This is a genomic window from Candidatus Nitrosopumilus sp. bin_6a, from assembly GCF_054095695.1.
Map to the genome: position 1 here is coordinate 140,096 of NZ_JBSWSR010000002.1, position 13,479 is coordinate 153,574.

At 30.3% G+C, this 13,479-nt stretch carries 15 protein-coding genes and 1 tRNA gene; 9 read left to right on the forward strand and 7 right to left on the reverse strand.

Annotation, left to right across the window (positions count from 1 at the left end; all coding sequences use genetic code 11):
• Positions 1-74 precede the first annotated feature (74 nt).
• Positions 75-1,439 (reverse strand): KamA family radical SAM protein, encoded by a 1,365-nt coding sequence (locus ACW9XA_RS03415; RefSeq protein ID WP_457763002.1) that lies wholly within the window; start codon positions 1,437-1,439, stop codon positions 75-77.
• A 151-nt stretch (positions 1,440-1,590) separates the two neighbouring features.
• On the opposite strand from ACW9XA_RS03415, the gene ACW9XA_RS03420 reads away from it, so the two are divergent.
• The 5 genes from ACW9XA_RS03420 to ACW9XA_RS03440 are packed head-to-tail and all read left to right on the forward strand — an operon-like array spanning position 1,591 to position 6,823.
• The gene (locus ACW9XA_RS03420) at positions 1,591-3,333 is read left to right on the forward strand and encodes a mechanosensitive ion channel family protein (RefSeq protein ID WP_457763003.1); all 1,743 of its coding nucleotides are present in this window, start codon (positions 1,591-1,593) and stop codon (positions 3,331-3,333) included.
• A 41-nt stretch (positions 3,334-3,374) separates the two neighbouring features.
• Positions 3,375-4,253, forward strand: a complete 879-nt coding sequence (locus ACW9XA_RS03425; RefSeq protein ID WP_457763004.1) for a ribose-phosphate diphosphokinase — start codon at positions 3,375-3,377, stop codon at positions 4,251-4,253.
• Positions 4,253-5,200, forward strand: coding sequence for a TRM11 family SAM-dependent methyltransferase (locus ACW9XA_RS03430; protein WP_457763005.1), 948 nt, complete (start codon positions 4,253-4,255; stop codon positions 5,198-5,200). The genes ACW9XA_RS03425 and ACW9XA_RS03430 overlap by 1 nt, the downstream gene beginning before the upstream one ends.
• Entirely contained in the window at positions 5,197-6,096 is a 900-nt protein-coding gene (gene rnz / locus ACW9XA_RS03435) for a ribonuclease Z (RefSeq protein WP_457763006.1), read from the forward strand. Before ACW9XA_RS03430 ends, rnz begins: the two co-directional genes overlap by 4 nt.
• Before the next feature lies 1 nt (position 6,097).
• Positions 6,098-6,823: an SIR2 family NAD-dependent protein deacylase gene (locus ACW9XA_RS03440; protein ID WP_457763007.1), complete on the forward strand. Its 726-nt coding sequence runs from the start codon at positions 6,098-6,100 to the stop codon at positions 6,821-6,823.
• Here the strand turns inward: ACW9XA_RS03440 and ACW9XA_RS03445 are convergent.
• The 3 genes from ACW9XA_RS03445 to ACW9XA_RS03455 all read right to left on the reverse strand — a co-directional run bounded on the left by ACW9XA_RS03445 (position 6,818) and on the right by ACW9XA_RS03455 (position 8,559).
• Complete coding sequence (locus tag ACW9XA_RS03445; RefSeq protein ID WP_457763008.1) at positions 6,818-7,528, reverse strand: hypothetical protein; 711 nt, start codon at positions 7,526-7,528, stop codon at positions 6,818-6,820. The two genes, ACW9XA_RS03440 and ACW9XA_RS03445, sit on opposite strands and share 6 nt — an antisense overlap.
• Before the next feature lie 84 nt (positions 7,529-7,612).
• Positions 7,613-8,011, reverse strand: a complete 399-nt coding sequence (locus tag ACW9XA_RS03450) for an RNA-binding domain-containing protein (RefSeq protein ID WP_457763009.1) — start codon at positions 8,009-8,011, stop codon at positions 7,613-7,615.
• Positions 8,008-8,559: an AAA family ATPase gene (locus ACW9XA_RS03455; RefSeq protein ID WP_300323146.1), complete on the reverse strand. Its 552-nt coding sequence runs from the start codon at positions 8,557-8,559 to the stop codon at positions 8,008-8,010. Before ACW9XA_RS03455 ends, ACW9XA_RS03450 begins: the two co-directional genes overlap by 4 nt.
• A gap of 69 nt (positions 8,560-8,628) precedes the next feature.
• Here ACW9XA_RS03455 and thpR point away from each other — a divergent pair, with 69 nt between their 5' ends.
• From thpR to ACW9XA_RS03470, 3 genes are read left to right on the forward strand one after another with little or no spacing between them, the layout of a single operon-like run.
• Positions 8,629-9,171: an RNA 2',3'-cyclic phosphodiesterase gene (thpR, locus tag ACW9XA_RS03460; RefSeq protein ID WP_457763085.1), complete on the forward strand. Its 543-nt coding sequence runs from the start codon at positions 8,629-8,631 to the stop codon at positions 9,169-9,171.
• Complete coding sequence (cca, locus tag ACW9XA_RS03465) at positions 9,168-10,499, forward strand: CCA tRNA nucleotidyltransferase (protein WP_457763010.1); 1,332 nt, start codon at positions 9,168-9,170, stop codon at positions 10,497-10,499. The genes thpR and cca overlap by 4 nt, the downstream gene beginning before the upstream one ends.
• Complete coding sequence (locus ACW9XA_RS03470) at positions 10,474-11,235, forward strand: RIO1 family regulatory kinase/ATPase domain-containing protein (protein WP_457763011.1); 762 nt, start codon at positions 10,474-10,476, stop codon at positions 11,233-11,235. The genes cca and ACW9XA_RS03470 overlap by 26 nt, the downstream gene beginning before the upstream one ends.
• On the opposite strand, the gene ACW9XA_RS03475 is transcribed toward ACW9XA_RS03470, so the two are convergent.
• Positions 11,236-11,309 (reverse strand) — tRNA-Pro (locus ACW9XA_RS03475).
• A 56-nt stretch (positions 11,310-11,365) separates the two neighbouring features.
• On the opposite strand from ACW9XA_RS03475, the gene ACW9XA_RS03480 reads away from it, so the two are divergent.
• Positions 11,366-11,575 carry a hypothetical protein gene (locus ACW9XA_RS03480; protein WP_457763012.1) on the forward strand — a complete coding sequence of 70 codons (210 nt, stop codon included), beginning with the start codon at positions 11,366-11,368 and terminating at the stop codon, positions 11,573-11,575.
• A 1-nt stretch (position 11,576) separates the two neighbouring features.
• Here ACW9XA_RS03480 and ACW9XA_RS03485 read toward each other — a convergent pair whose 3' ends face one another.
• Positions 11,577-12,725, reverse strand: coding sequence for an NAD(P)/FAD-dependent oxidoreductase (locus ACW9XA_RS03485; RefSeq protein WP_457763013.1), 1,149 nt, complete (start codon positions 12,723-12,725; stop codon positions 11,577-11,579).
• 1 nt (position 12,726) lies between these two features.
• Positions 12,727-13,467, reverse strand: a complete 741-nt coding sequence (locus ACW9XA_RS03490) for an SDR family oxidoreductase (protein WP_457763014.1) — start codon at positions 13,465-13,467, stop codon at positions 12,727-12,729.
• Positions 13,468-13,479: the final 12 nt, after the last annotated feature.

A 13,479-nucleotide genomic window follows, 5' to 3' on the forward strand; every position in this document is an offset into this window, starting at 1 on the left:
TTTTGATATTTGTTATTTTTTATTTTACTAATATGGTCTTGTAAGTTAGAGTTGTCAAGTTAGTCAGGTTAATTCTAAGATTCAGGATAATCTTCAGTTGGATGTTTTGTTTTGAAATTTTTCATTTCATCATCAAAGAAGAATTTTTCAGTCAATGCAGGCTTTAGATCATCTAACCAAATTGCATTTTCATCATATTTTGCAAAGAATGGAACCTGTACCCAGTCAGGATTTCTACCCTGCAAAAATCTCAAAACAATTACTTTTTGATCATTTAGGTCTGCGGTTCCAATAACGTGTACTTTACCTGGAGTAGCAGACATGCTAGGTCCACGAACAGTTCTTGCTAACCCACTAACTGAAGAATATGCTTTTCTAAAAATTTTGTATGCTTTTACCAATGGAACTCCAAAATAGTGTTGTGCACCTGTATCTCTTACTACAAACATATAGTATGGTATACATCCAAGCTGAACTTGTTTAGTCCACATGTTTTTCCACATTTCTGCATCATCATTAATGTGTGCTAATAATGGAGATTGTGTTCTAATTTCAGCACCAGTATTTCTGACAGCTTTGATTGCATCTTTTACAGCATCTGTTGATAATTCGTTTAGATGATTAAAATGCGCCATGAATGCAAGATGTAATCCGTTATCTGTAATTTTTTTGAATATGTCTAACATTTCCTTAGAATCAGAATCTGTTAAAAATTTGTAAGGCCAATAAGCAAGGGATTTTGTTCCAATTCTAATTGTTTTAAGATTAGGTAATTTTGCATCAATTAATGTATCAACATATTTTGAGAAAATTTTTGCTTTCATAATCATCGGATCACCACCAGTGAATAAGACATCAGAGATTTCTGGATGTTCTCTAACATATTGAACTAGTTGTTCTCCTTCTTGCATTGCAAATTTCATTTCATCCATTCCTACAAATTGTGGCCATCTAAAACAAAAGCTACAATATGCATGACATGTTTGACTTTGACTAGGGAAAAAAAGACAAGTTTCTTTGTATTTATGTTGCATTCCATAAAGTTTTGTCCCATCTTTTAGAGTAGGAACATTGAGTTCCATTTGACCTGCAGGATGTGGATTAAGTTGTAAACGTATTTCATTTGCAATAGATGTAATTTCTTTTTTATCCAAATTATTTTTTAATGCATTAGCCATTTTTTCATAATGTTCTGGCTTTAACATTCCTTTCTGAGGAAATGTCAGTACAAAGATAGGATCATTAGGGATATTATTCCAATCAATTAATTGTTCTACAACATAATTATTTGCTTTAAACGGTAAAACATTTCCTACAACTTCCATTTCAAATTGAACTTCTTCACCAAGAGCCTGAATCTGTGGGAGAGTACGAAAATTTGATAATGTATATGATTTTAATGAGGGTGAATTATTCCATACAGTCTCTTGATAGGTCATTTCATAAATAATACAATTCCCCTTGATAAAAGTTACAAACTGTTCAGGCGTGAAGATTTGACTGCAAAAATGATTTGTTCAGAATTTTAAATAATAATATGTGTTAACCTTTGTATTCTAGAATAGATTTTGAATAGAATGGTGATTAATTATGGCTGAAGAAGACTTGACACAAATTTCTGTAGGGGAATTTGAAACAGTAGGACATCTTTTAGCATCATCTGAATCACTTCAAATTGCATTTTTCATAATGATTGCAGGCATTGTTGGGATAGCTCTTAGTTATAGAAAATTTTCATCTTGGGTAGGATCACAGAAATTTTATTATCAAAAACCTCATTTTTCAAGATTTCTACGTAGAGCAGTTCTTCCAGTTTTTGCGATTATGTTTATCACGGTAATCAATGTTCACATTCAAAGTGGTCTTTTGTTAGGAGAAGATTCATCATTAGTCGAGGACAAATATATGTCACCTCAAGAAATTTTTGCAAAAATTCTCAATACATTCAATATTTTGGTAATTGGTTATACAATTTCTCATCTTGTTCCAATTGCTCTAAATAAACATGAAAAAACTGGATTAGAAAAAGAAGATTTTGATAATTGGTTTGAAATGAGAGGGTTCATCGATGACAAAGGTGATCTGTTTCATAAATTGTACAAGTGGGTTCCACCAAATATTGCTCCAGAAGATATTGAAGAAAAAGAATTCAAAGAAAAACTGAAAACAAAAGAAGGCATGTTAGAATTAGAAGCATTTCGAACAACTAGAGGAAATCCAATTGGAGGATATGAAAAATTAGTTGATAATCCATTTGAAGAGTGGAAAAAATCTGAACGAATGAAATATGAAAAATATTATCATAACTGTATTACAGGTAACAATCAATCTGGAAGAAAGTTAAGACCTGGAGCAAAACCTGATGAAATTTTTCCAATCGATGTTTGGAGAGAGGAAAAAAGGACAAATAGTTATGAACCAATAATTCCAAGTTCTCGCCCTCCAGGATATGCAAAAAAGAAAAATGAAAATATTCCAAAATCTGCAAAACAGATTCTTCCGGTTGGAATTTTTGTTGCAACAATTTTAGGGGTTGTTGCTTGGTGGGGAGTTGATTTGATCGTACTTGCCACAGCTACAGGTGGATTAGCAATTGGAATGGGACTAGCATTACAAGAGACTATGCAAAATTATTTTGCATATATTTTGATTAGAAAAGATAAGATTTTCGTTGAAGGTGAGCGAATTAAACTTGATACAGGATATAATGGATATGTCCACAAAATTACGCCTAGAGTTACATATGTTAAAGATGCATTAAATGAATCAATTGCAATTATTCCAACAAGACAACTAGTTAATGCTCAGATAGTCAATTATACGCAAGGAAATAAGATGGTACCCGCTATTGTAGATGTAGGTGTTTCTTATCTTAATGATCCTAAACAAGTTGCAGCTATTCTTGTCAAGGTTGGAAAACGTGCAATGAATGAAGTTGTAGATAGTAAGGGTAAACATCTTGTTCGACAAATTAGATGTCCATACTTGAAAAATAATCAACCTAGTTGTGGTTGTGATAAAGATATTCATGTTGATATCAATCAACCAGTTGTAAGGTTTAACCAATTCAATGATTCTTCATTAGATTTTTCAGTATGGGTTTACGTAAGAGATTATGGTTCACAGTTTAAAACAAAAACTGACATGAGAATGATAATGTATGAAGAGTTTAAGAAATACGATATAAGAATTCCATGGCCAATTAGAACAGTATACCAAGGAGATGAAAAACGTGAACAAAAGGAGATTGATAATCTCAAAGATGAGAGAGATAAAGTAGTTGATGAATATGGCATAGGAGATCTTGGTCGCGGTAGTGGTGGAGAAGAATGATCTTCTCAAAACTTAAGAATCCCATTAATTGACATTTCTTGTTGAATAAATTATCAGTAATTGCAGGTAAATCTTCTGAGGACATAGCAAGAAAATTATCTAGAAAAATGAAGGCAAATTTTGTTAAATCACAAGTAAGAGTATTTGAGGACGGAGAAAGTAAAATTACTCTTAGTGGAAAAATTTCAAAGGGAAAATCTATTGTTGTGCAATCGATTTATCCTCCAGTTGATACAAATCTAATTCAAGCGTTATCATTAATTTCAAAAGCCAAAGAGACATCATCTGAGGTTATTGCTGTGATACCATATTTGGGATATGCAAGACAAGATAGAGAGTTTTTACCAGGAGAAATTATTACAATGAAAGTTCTTGGCAAATTATTCAAAGGAGCTGGTGCATCAAAAATTATTGCTGTCGATATTCATAGTATGATGGGATTCAGACATTTTACAATAAAAGCAGAGAATGTATCTGCAATTCCTGAACTTGTACGATTTGTTAAGAAATTGAGCCTAAAAGATCCTCTTGTTGTATCACCTGATCAAGGAGGAAAAGAAAGAGCAAAAGAGTTTGCAAGAGAATTAGGTTCGGAGTATATTGCCTTGGAAAAAAAGAGAGATAGAAAGACGGGAAAGGTTCAGATAAAAACAAAGAATCTTGATGAAGTTGCTAATAGAGATTTAATTTTAGTTGACGATATGATTAGTACTGGAGGAAGTATTGTAAAAGCTACTCAATTTCTCAAAAAACAAAAATGTAAAAAAGTGTATGTTGCATGTACACATGCATTATTAATGAATAATGCAGAAGAAAGAATTAGAAAAGCAGGAGTAACAAAAATTATTAGTACAAATACTATTCCAGGTAAAACATCTATTGTTGATATTTCTAATATCATTGCAAAGGCAATTTCATAATGCCAGAAAGTTTTTTTGTCTTATCTAAAGATTATTTAGAACTTGCAATAGATGAAATTACAGCAATTACAAAAATGTATGATAGATTTTCAAAAATTAAAGTGATTTCTAATTTAGTCATTGTTCAATCTAAAACAAATTGGAATGAAATAACAAAACGAGCAACATTTGTAAAAATTTCAGGGCAAGTTTTAAGAAAAATGTCAGGATTGTTTTTGGATGAAGAGAATGTAGGAGTGTTAAAAAATGCAAAAACATTTGTTTGTAGAGTAATAAACTTGTCATCAAATCAATTTAACATTCCAGAATTAGAAAGTTCCATGGGAGATATGATATCAAAATTTTCTCATGCAAAAGTAAAATTAGATAATCCAGATATTACAGTATATTTGATTTTTACAAATAATGAAAACTTTTTTGGATTTTCAAAACGTGTCAAAAATCAAATAAGGCCCAAAAAGATCAAAACATTTCCTCATGAATTGGATTGGAAATTAACAAGACTGATGATAAATTTGATAGGATTAAAGAAAGGAGAAACTGTTTGTGACCCATTTTGTGGGACAGGCACTACACTTCTAGAGGCAGAATCAATGGGAATTCATGGTATTGGTCTTGATTTTGATGAAAAAATGTGTGAGATAGCCAAAGAAAATCTAAAAGCTAACAAATATCATTCTGAAATTATAAAATCAGAATTTCAAGGATTATCAAAAATATCAGAAAAATTTGATGGAATTGTGACTGATTTACCATATGGAATAGCCTCAAAAACATCAGATAAACCTCAAGAAATACTAAAGAAATTCATTTCAATTCTGCCTAAACGAAAAAGAGTAGCAATAATGTACAAAAAAGAATTAGATTTCAATTTAAAATTGACTGGATTAAAAAAGTACCATATCTATAGGCATAAAAGCTTGACAAGAACAATTTTGATAAAATGAAACTAGTATTCTTAGGAACATCAGCAGCACAGCCTACTGAAAATAGAGGATTATCATGTATCTGTTTGGAAAAAGATGGAGAGATCTTAATGTTTGATGCAGGTGAATCTGCACAGATATCATTTATGAAATCAGGTTTAGGATGGAATAAAAAAATGAAGATATTTGTTACACATTTGCATGGAGATCATTGTGTAGGAATCTTAGGATTATTGCAAACAATGTCTATGCAAAATAGAACTGAAAAATTAGAAATTTTTGGGCCTAATGGTATTGATGAATTTATTGGTTCTAACATCAAAGTATTAAATTTTGGATTATCATTTCCTGTAATGATTACAACTATCACCGAAGGTAAAATTTTTGAAGATGAAAAATTTTCTATACATGTAGGTAAAGCAAGTCATTCAATAGATGCATTTTCATATTTATTTAAAGAAAAGGATAAGCCAGGTAGATTCAATTTAGAAAAAGCAAAGCAATTAGGAATTCCTGAAGGAAAGTTATGGAGTGAATTACAAAAAGGTCATGAAATAACAATTAATAAAAAAACAATAAAACCTGAAGAAGTTTTAGGTGAAAAACGACCAGGTAAAAAGATTGGAATTTCTGGAGATACAATGCCTACACAATATCTAGAAAAATTCTTTGAAGATTGTGATTATTTAGTATTTGATTCTACATTTTTGGATGAAGAAAAACTAAGAGCAAAAGAAACATGTCACTCTACTGCAAAACAGGCTGCAACATTAGGTAAGAATGCTAAAGTAAAAAATTTGATTTTGACACACTTTTCAGCGAGATATAAAGATGAAATTGGACATTTGAAAGAAGCACAAGAAATACACGATTCAGTGATTACAGCTAGAGATCTTTTAGAAGTAGAAATTAAGTAATATGTTTGATTTAATTGAAGATAATATTCGGAGATTTAAAAAAATAGTTTTTGTTACTGGAGCTGGAATTTCACAGGAAAGTCGAATTCCTACATTTAGAGGAAAAGATGGATTATGGAGAAATCATGATGCAATGAGATTAGCCACAATTGATGCATTTTATGATAATCCAAAGTTAGTTTGGGAGTGGTATAATGAGAGAAGAGAGAATATTTTTCAGGCACATCCAAATGCGGGTCATAAGGCAATAGCTGAATTAGAAAAATATGCTGAAGTTGTAGTTTTAACACAGAATATTGATGGATTACATCAAAAATCTGGTAGCTCAAGAGTTTTAGAACTCCATGGAAGTATTGTAAAGATCAAGTGCTCAGTTTGTGACTATAAAGAAGAAATCTTTAGAGAGATTTCTAAATTACCGCCTTTGTGTAAATGTGGTAATGTACTCAGACCAGATGTTGTTTGGTTTGGAGAATTATTACCTCAAGAGGTATGGAAAAATGCCATTAATTTTGCAAATAACTGTGATTTAATGATTATTGTAGGAACATCGCTTGTTGTATCTCCAGCAAACACACTTCCAATCTATGCAAAACAAAACAATGCTACATTAATAGAAATTAATCCAGAACATACAGTTATGTCAGAAAATATGGATATTATAATTAGAAACACTAGTGCAGAGTCAATACCAAAACTAGTTTCTTTATTTAAAAATAAATCATGATTGATAAAATATGCCATTAATTTTTGTATCAGATGAGTCGCCAGGATTATAAACTGATGATGTTACGGTTCCATAATCTTCATGATCAACGATCATATCAATATAATATGGAATTCCAGTTGTGTTATTAACATTTGTCTCAAATATTGAAGTATGAAATGTTCCCGTAAAAATTTCTTTGTCTACAGTTCTAATTACAACGTTTACACTTTTTGTTTTTCCACTTGTATCAATATATTGAAGAATGATATTTTCATCAGATTGTTTAGTTGATAAAGACAAAGTTTCAGAAGGTATTGAAATAGAATCTTGTGTAGAAATATTATTTTGTGATTGAGTTATTGAATTAGAATCACCTGTAAAAATATTTTGAATTAACTCTATAGGATTAAAATTTGAAATTTCTTTTTTTATCACTTTTTGAGAAGATTCCTTTACTTGAGAAAGTTCATTTGTCATTTTATTTCCAGCTTCACTAATTTCTTCAGATATGGATTCAGTTGTCTTATCTGTAATTTTATTAATAGATTCATCAATTCTTTGCTCAACAGAATCAGAAGCCTTAGATCCAAAATTACTAACGTCATTTTTTAAGGAATCAAATACGGTTGCAGATGTTGAAGGGAATAAAGTATCAATTTCATTAGAAAATATCATGGCTCCCAAAATTACAATACCTACAATTATGCCTAGTTTAATGAACATCAATCAATAATTTAAAAAAATAGATTTTAGATTCAAACTAAAAAAAATAGTCAAAAAAGAGTTAATTTTCTTAGCTAATTTTTATCAATTTGGAAATGCAATCCAATCTATTATTTCATCAATGTTTGACGATGTTAGAATTACTTTGATTGGGCCTAGTGGAGATTCCTCTGCCTCGTCACAAATAGCTACTTTTTCAACAAAAGCTGCTTGTTTATTTAGAAAAAACCAAGTTTTGTTATTTTCCAGATTATTTTCTAAATTTCTGGTATAACTTTTATGAGATTGTCTAGATGTAATTGTTTCATAAATTTTTTCCAATGATCTTAATTCATTTGATTGAGCCTTTATTGAAAAATTTTCATTTTTTATATATGAAAATGGAAAAATATTAGAAATTGCTAATTCGACTTTTTTTGGATCTTCAGATAGATTTACTGGACAGATCATTTCAATTTTACAATTCATGTTAGGAATTTTCATTCTATCCAACTTTGAATAATTTTGAAAGTTTGTTCAATTAATTCTTCCTTTGTCAAGCCAACATTTGATATTGCATAATCAGATAATGCGATTGAATTACTTATACCAACTCCTAATTCACGATTATCTCTTTCTTCAAAATGTTCTTTAGTTTGTGGATCATCAGATCTTCCTCTTTTTTGTAAAAAATTAAATCTTGTATCAGTAGATGCATGAACGGCTAATAATTTTACAGTACCAAATTTTTTTAATACATTAATTTCATCATTTGATCTTACACCGTCTATTAGAATTACGTTTGATCTAGAAGACTCGATTTGGGGTTTTACCAATTCTGCAATTGCACCAGGTCCGTTATTTTCTCTTAATTCTAACATTAATTTTCCAAGATTTTCTCTAGTAGATTCTAAATTTCGTTTTTTTGCTTCCTCTCTTACAGCGTTTCCCATATTGATAATCTCATATCCTTTAGATTTGAGTCCATCTGCAATTGTGGACTTGCCAGCACCAGGCATTCCCGTTAAACATACAATTAATTTTGTCAACATATATCAAAAATAAAGCAAGTCTATGAAGTTACCGGAAATAATTATAAACATTATTTAAAAAATATCATGATGCGTGTTTTTATTGCGATTGAAATAACAAACGATGAAATCATTGAATCAATCAAAAAGTTCCAGAATGAAAGCAAAATTGATGTAAAACCAGTTGAATCAAAAAATTTTCATTTCACTTTACAATTTATTGGTGACATATCAGAAAAAATGAATAGTAAAATCAGTCAATCTCTTCAAAAAATTGAGTTTTCAAGTTTTGATGTATTTTTAAAAGGAGTCGGAGCATTCCCAAAACCCAAATTTCCAAGGGTGGTTTGGATCGGTACAGATGAATATGGAGGCAATATGCTCATTCAACTATCAAAAAAAGTAAACGAGGTATTAGAGCCACTTGGATTTTTTCCTGATAAACCATTCAAACCTCATATCACAGTATTTAGAATTAAAAGGCAGATTGGTGACATATCAAAAGAATTGGAGAATGGAAAAATGATTAATTTTGGATTGCAACACATATCTAGTATTAAATTAAAAAAAAGTGAACTTACTTCTAATGGACCAATTTATTCAGATTTGATGGAGGTTAGTGCAAAAAAATGAAACAAATAATTTCTATAGTGTCTAAATCCGTAGTTCCCCCAAAAACAATAGAAAGATCAAAAAAAGAAATTGCAGATATAGCTTTTTCTTTGGTAGAAAAAGAAATTAAAAAGTATTCTGAAGTGATCGGGTTAGAATTTGGAGGTTCTTTTGCTAAAGGTACATGGTTATCAAAAGATGCAGATGTTGATATTTTTATCAAATTTAAAAAGAATACATCTGAAGAAAAGTTTGAAAAAATTTCACAAAAAATTGGTTTTGATTCTTTAAAAGAATATTCACCGTATGTAAGATTTTCCCAGCACCCATATGTTGAAGCTAAAATCAAAAACACAAAAATCAATGTGGTACCATGTTATGATGTAAAAATTGGAGAATGGAAAAGCGCTGCGGATAGATCATCATTTCATACAGAATTTATGAAGAAATCATTGACATTAAAAATGAAAAATGAAGTCAGAGTTTTGAAGACATTTTTAAAATCAAATAAAATTTATGGTGCAGAAATTGCAAAACAGGGGTTTAGTGGTTATATTTCAGAAGTTTTGATTTTTGAATTTGGAAGTTTTGAAAATTTAATTAAATCAATTTCAAAAATCAAAGAGAATCAAATAATTGGAAAAACATCAAGATCATTTGATACTTCAATTGTAGTAATTGATCCAATTGACAGTAACAGAAATTTGGCAGCTGCTATTTCCAACGAGAATATTGGAAAATTTATTCTAATTTCCAGAGCATTTAAGAATAAACCAAGTTTAGGGTTTTTTAAAAATAAAAAACCTAGAATCGCAAACAAGTTTTGGAATAATTTACTAGTTATCAAATTTGATTTCAAAGCTAGAAGTCCTGATATCATTTGGGGACAAATCAAAAGAGCTACATCTACAATAAGTACACAATTAGAATTGGGAGGATTTACAGTATTAAGAAGTAAATCTTATACTGATCAGCAAAAAGAAGCCTATCTTTTCTTCTTTTTAGAATCTACAAAAATTAGTCAAGTATATCAAAAAAAAGGGCCAGAATTCTTCAGGGAAGATAGTTCTTATAGTTTCATTTCTAAAAATCTTAGAAATGCAGAATTAGTATGGGTTGGAGATGAAAGAAAGGTAATTTCATTAGAAAAAAGAATTCATACTGATGCAATAAATTTCTTGAAAGAATTTTTGAAAAAAAATCTTCAGACAGGAATACCAAAAGGTCTTCAAAATGATTTCAAAAAAGGTTTCAAGATATCTATAGGAAATAAGGCCCTAAGCAAATCAATTAAAGAGGAAGCCGCTGAATTAATCTCAGTAGATGGTACACTCATTCATTTCAATTAAAAAATTTTCAGAAAAACCTTATTCAAATATTTTAGGGTATCCAAAAGCAACTGATCATCAAATTAAATTAAGAATTAATGAATTGGAAAAATTAAAAATTAAATCAATTTCTTTAACAGGACCTACTACACTTGGAAATTTAGCAATTTTAGGAAAGGGATACGTTGGCGTTGTAGTTATCGCAAAAAGAGGAAACAAAGAAGTTGCTCTAAAAATTAGAAGAACTGATTCTCAAAGAAAAAACATGAAAAATGAATCAGAGTTTTTGAAATTAGTGAATTTTGTAAAAGTTGGTCCAAAAATAATTGATGTTAGTAAAAATTTTTTAGTGATGGAGTATCTAGAAGGAGAAAAATTTAGTGAATGGATCAATTCATTGAAAGGGACTGGTAGCGCAAAAAAATTAAAAACAACAATTAAAAGTATTTTGGAAGATTGTTATAGATTAGATCAAATTGGATTTGATCATGGTGAATTAAGCAATATTTCAAAACATGTTATTGTAGGTAAGACAAAAGCTTCCATAATTGATTTTGAAAGTTCTAGTACTAAGAGAAAACCATCTAACGTTACATCAATTACCCAAGCATTTTTTATTGGATCAGGAATTTCCAAAAAAACTCAAAAAATTATCAAAATTCCATCTAAAGAAAAAATTATTTATGCTTTACAATTATACAAACAAGACAAATCTCAAAAAAATTTTGAACAATTGCTTAAAAATCTAAAATTGTAATGGGAACGGCAGGAATTGAACCTGCGACCACTAGTCCCCCAGACTAGTATCATACCAAGCTAGACTACGTTCCCTTGATTCAGAGGCACAAAATGAAATTATTAAATCGTCCTATCAATAAAGGAAAGTAATGAAACTTTGTAAGATTTGTCACAAAATTTCTGCAACAGATGAAGATCATTTAGATTGTATTCAAAAAAGAAGTATAGAAACAGAATCTGAAGATTTTAAAAATGGCCTTCCAGAAAAACTTAATCTATCAAATAACAATCACGAATTAAGTGTTGGGATTAGAGCCATTTTAGAACATATTTCAAAAAATAAAAATTCGGATGAATAAACTAGAGCCATTTTGATAATCTTTCTTTTTCAAATTCAATTTTTTTAGAAAGATTATCAGCTGTTAATTCTGTGAGATTTGTTGATGGTTTATCATTTGTGAACATATCGACCTCAATTACAGATGCAGTATCTCTTCCAGATTCAATAAAACATCCACCTTTTCCATCAAATAATGCAAAATCTTCTTTTGATTGAATTTTTGATATAATATTTTTTGCAACTGTAATTCCTTCCCCTTCTGCAAAAACTCCAGCCTTTGGAACTGTTATTTTTTCTGCAACAGTCAAACTAGTAACATCACCTACTGCAAAGACATTTTCAAATGATGTCTTGCAAGATCTATCTATTGGAATAAACTCAGATCCTTTAGCTAATCCAGAATCATAAATTACTTTTGGAGCAATATGTGGAGGTATAGCTAAAAGTAGATCAAAATCAGCTTCACTGTTTTCAAAAATTAATTTCTTTGGCTCAACAGATTTTATTTTGGATGAGTTATGAAAAACAATTTTTTCAGAATTCACTAATTCAAGAATTCGTTTGCTAACTTCAGGTCCAGCCGCAGGTAGTGTTATTGGAGCAGGACTGTAAAAGTCAATTTGAACAGAATCACGAATACCACGTTTTCTAAGCATGGAATCTATCAATAAGCTAGCCTCAAATGGTGCTGGAGGGCATTTGTAAGGCATCCCCATAATACAAATTGCTATTTTTCCAGATGTGATATTCTGAAGTTTGTCATGAATTTCTGAAAGTTGTTCATGATCATATAGATTGAATCCGTTTTCTACCAATCCAGGAATTTTTTGGGGAGCTAAAACTGCACCCATTGAAATAATTAGAAAATCAAAAGAAAATTTTTGTGATTTAGTTTCAACATGATTACTTTCAAAATTTATTGATGTAATTTCATCTTTAACAAAATCAATTTCTTTTTTTTCTAATTCTTTTAATGAACCAATAGAATTTTCAAAAGTTCGTGTCCCATTCATTATCCATAATTTTGCAAATCCAACCATAAACCAGTCTTTTTTATCAATTACAGTAATTTTTACTTGAGATGACGATAGTGTGTTTCTTAATTCATTTGCAGCTGAGAGTCCACCAAATCCTCCCCCTAAAATAACAACATTAGGAATATTTGTCAATTTAGCGTTCTTGTGTTGTAGGTCGAATTAGAATTTCATTCACATTGACATATGATGGTGAATCAACTGCATACAAAATTGCATTTGCAATATCTTCTGCTTGTAAAGCTTCCATTTTCTTTGTATTTTCTACAAATCCTTTTAGAGATTCATCAGTAATGGTATCATTAAGTTCTGTTGCAACTACTCCTGGCTCAATACTAGTTACTCTAATATTAGAACGAACACTAAATTCCTGTCTTAATCCTTCACTAAATGCAGCAACTGCATGTTTTGTTGCACAGTAAACGCTGCCAGCAGGAAAAACAATTCTTCCAGCTACAGATGAAAGGTTAACTATATGACCAGATTTTTTTTCTTTCATATGAGAAATTACAGCAGCTGTAGAATACAAAACGCCTTTAATATTCACATCAACCATTCTATCCCATTCATCAACCTTTAGGCTTTTGAAGAAACTTAATGGCATCAGTCCTGCATTATTCACAAGAATATCAATAGAGCCCCATTTGTCCAAAACAGCTTTAGCAAAATTTTCACATTCAGATCTTTGTGTTACGTCTAATTTTTGATAAAATACTTGTCCACCTTCTGCAGATATTTTTTTTGCAAGTTCTTCTAATCTGTCAACTCGTCTAGCACCTATTGCAACTTTTGCTCCCGCTTTTGATAAGGTCAATGCAGTGGCAAATCCAATTCCGCTACTAGCTCCAGTAATTATTGCAACTTTGTCTTTGATCATTTGATATCTGAA

Coding starts and splice junctions, on each gene's coding strand:
- ACW9XA_RS03420 (WP_457763003.1), top strand. CDS start 1,591: ATGGCTGAAGAAGACTTGACACAAATTTCTGTAGGGGAATTTGAAACA.
- cca (WP_457763010.1), top strand. CDS start 9,168: ATGAAACAAATAATTTCTATAGTGTCTAAATCCGTAGTTCCCCCAAAA.
- ACW9XA_RS03415 (WP_457763002.1), bottom strand. CDS start 1,439: ATGACCTATCAAGAGACTGTATGGAATAATTCACCCTCATTAAAATCA.
- ACW9XA_RS03445 (WP_457763008.1), bottom strand. CDS start 7,528: ATGTTCATTAAACTAGGCATAATTGTAGGTATTGTAATTTTGGGAGCC.
- ACW9XA_RS03440 (WP_457763007.1), top strand. CDS start 6,098: ATGTTTGATTTAATTGAAGATAATATTCGGAGATTTAAAAAAATAGTT.
- ACW9XA_RS03470 (WP_457763011.1), top strand. CDS start 10,474: ATGGTACACTCATTCATTTCAATTAAAAAATTTTCAGAAAAACCTTAT.
- ACW9XA_RS03480 (WP_457763012.1), top strand. CDS start 11,366: ATGAAACTTTGTAAGATTTGTCACAAAATTTCTGCAACAGATGAAGAT.
- rnz (WP_457763006.1), top strand. CDS start 5,197: ATGAAACTAGTATTCTTAGGAACATCAGCAGCACAGCCTACTGAAAAT.
- ACW9XA_RS03490 (WP_457763014.1), bottom strand. CDS start 13,467: ATGATCAAAGACAAAGTTGCAATAATTACTGGAGCTAGTAGCGGAATT.
- ACW9XA_RS03455 (WP_300323146.1), bottom strand. CDS start 8,559: ATGTTGACAAAATTAATTGTATGTTTAACGGGAATGCCTGGTGCTGGC.
- thpR (WP_457763085.1), top strand. CDS start 8,629: ATGCGTGTTTTTATTGCGATTGAAATAACAAACGATGAAATCATTGAA.
- ACW9XA_RS03430 (WP_457763005.1), top strand. CDS start 4,253: ATGCCAGAAAGTTTTTTTGTCTTATCTAAAGATTATTTAGAACTTGCA.
- ACW9XA_RS03450 (WP_457763009.1), bottom strand. CDS start 8,011: ATGAAAATTCCTAACATGAATTGTAAAATTGAAATGATCTGTCCAGTA.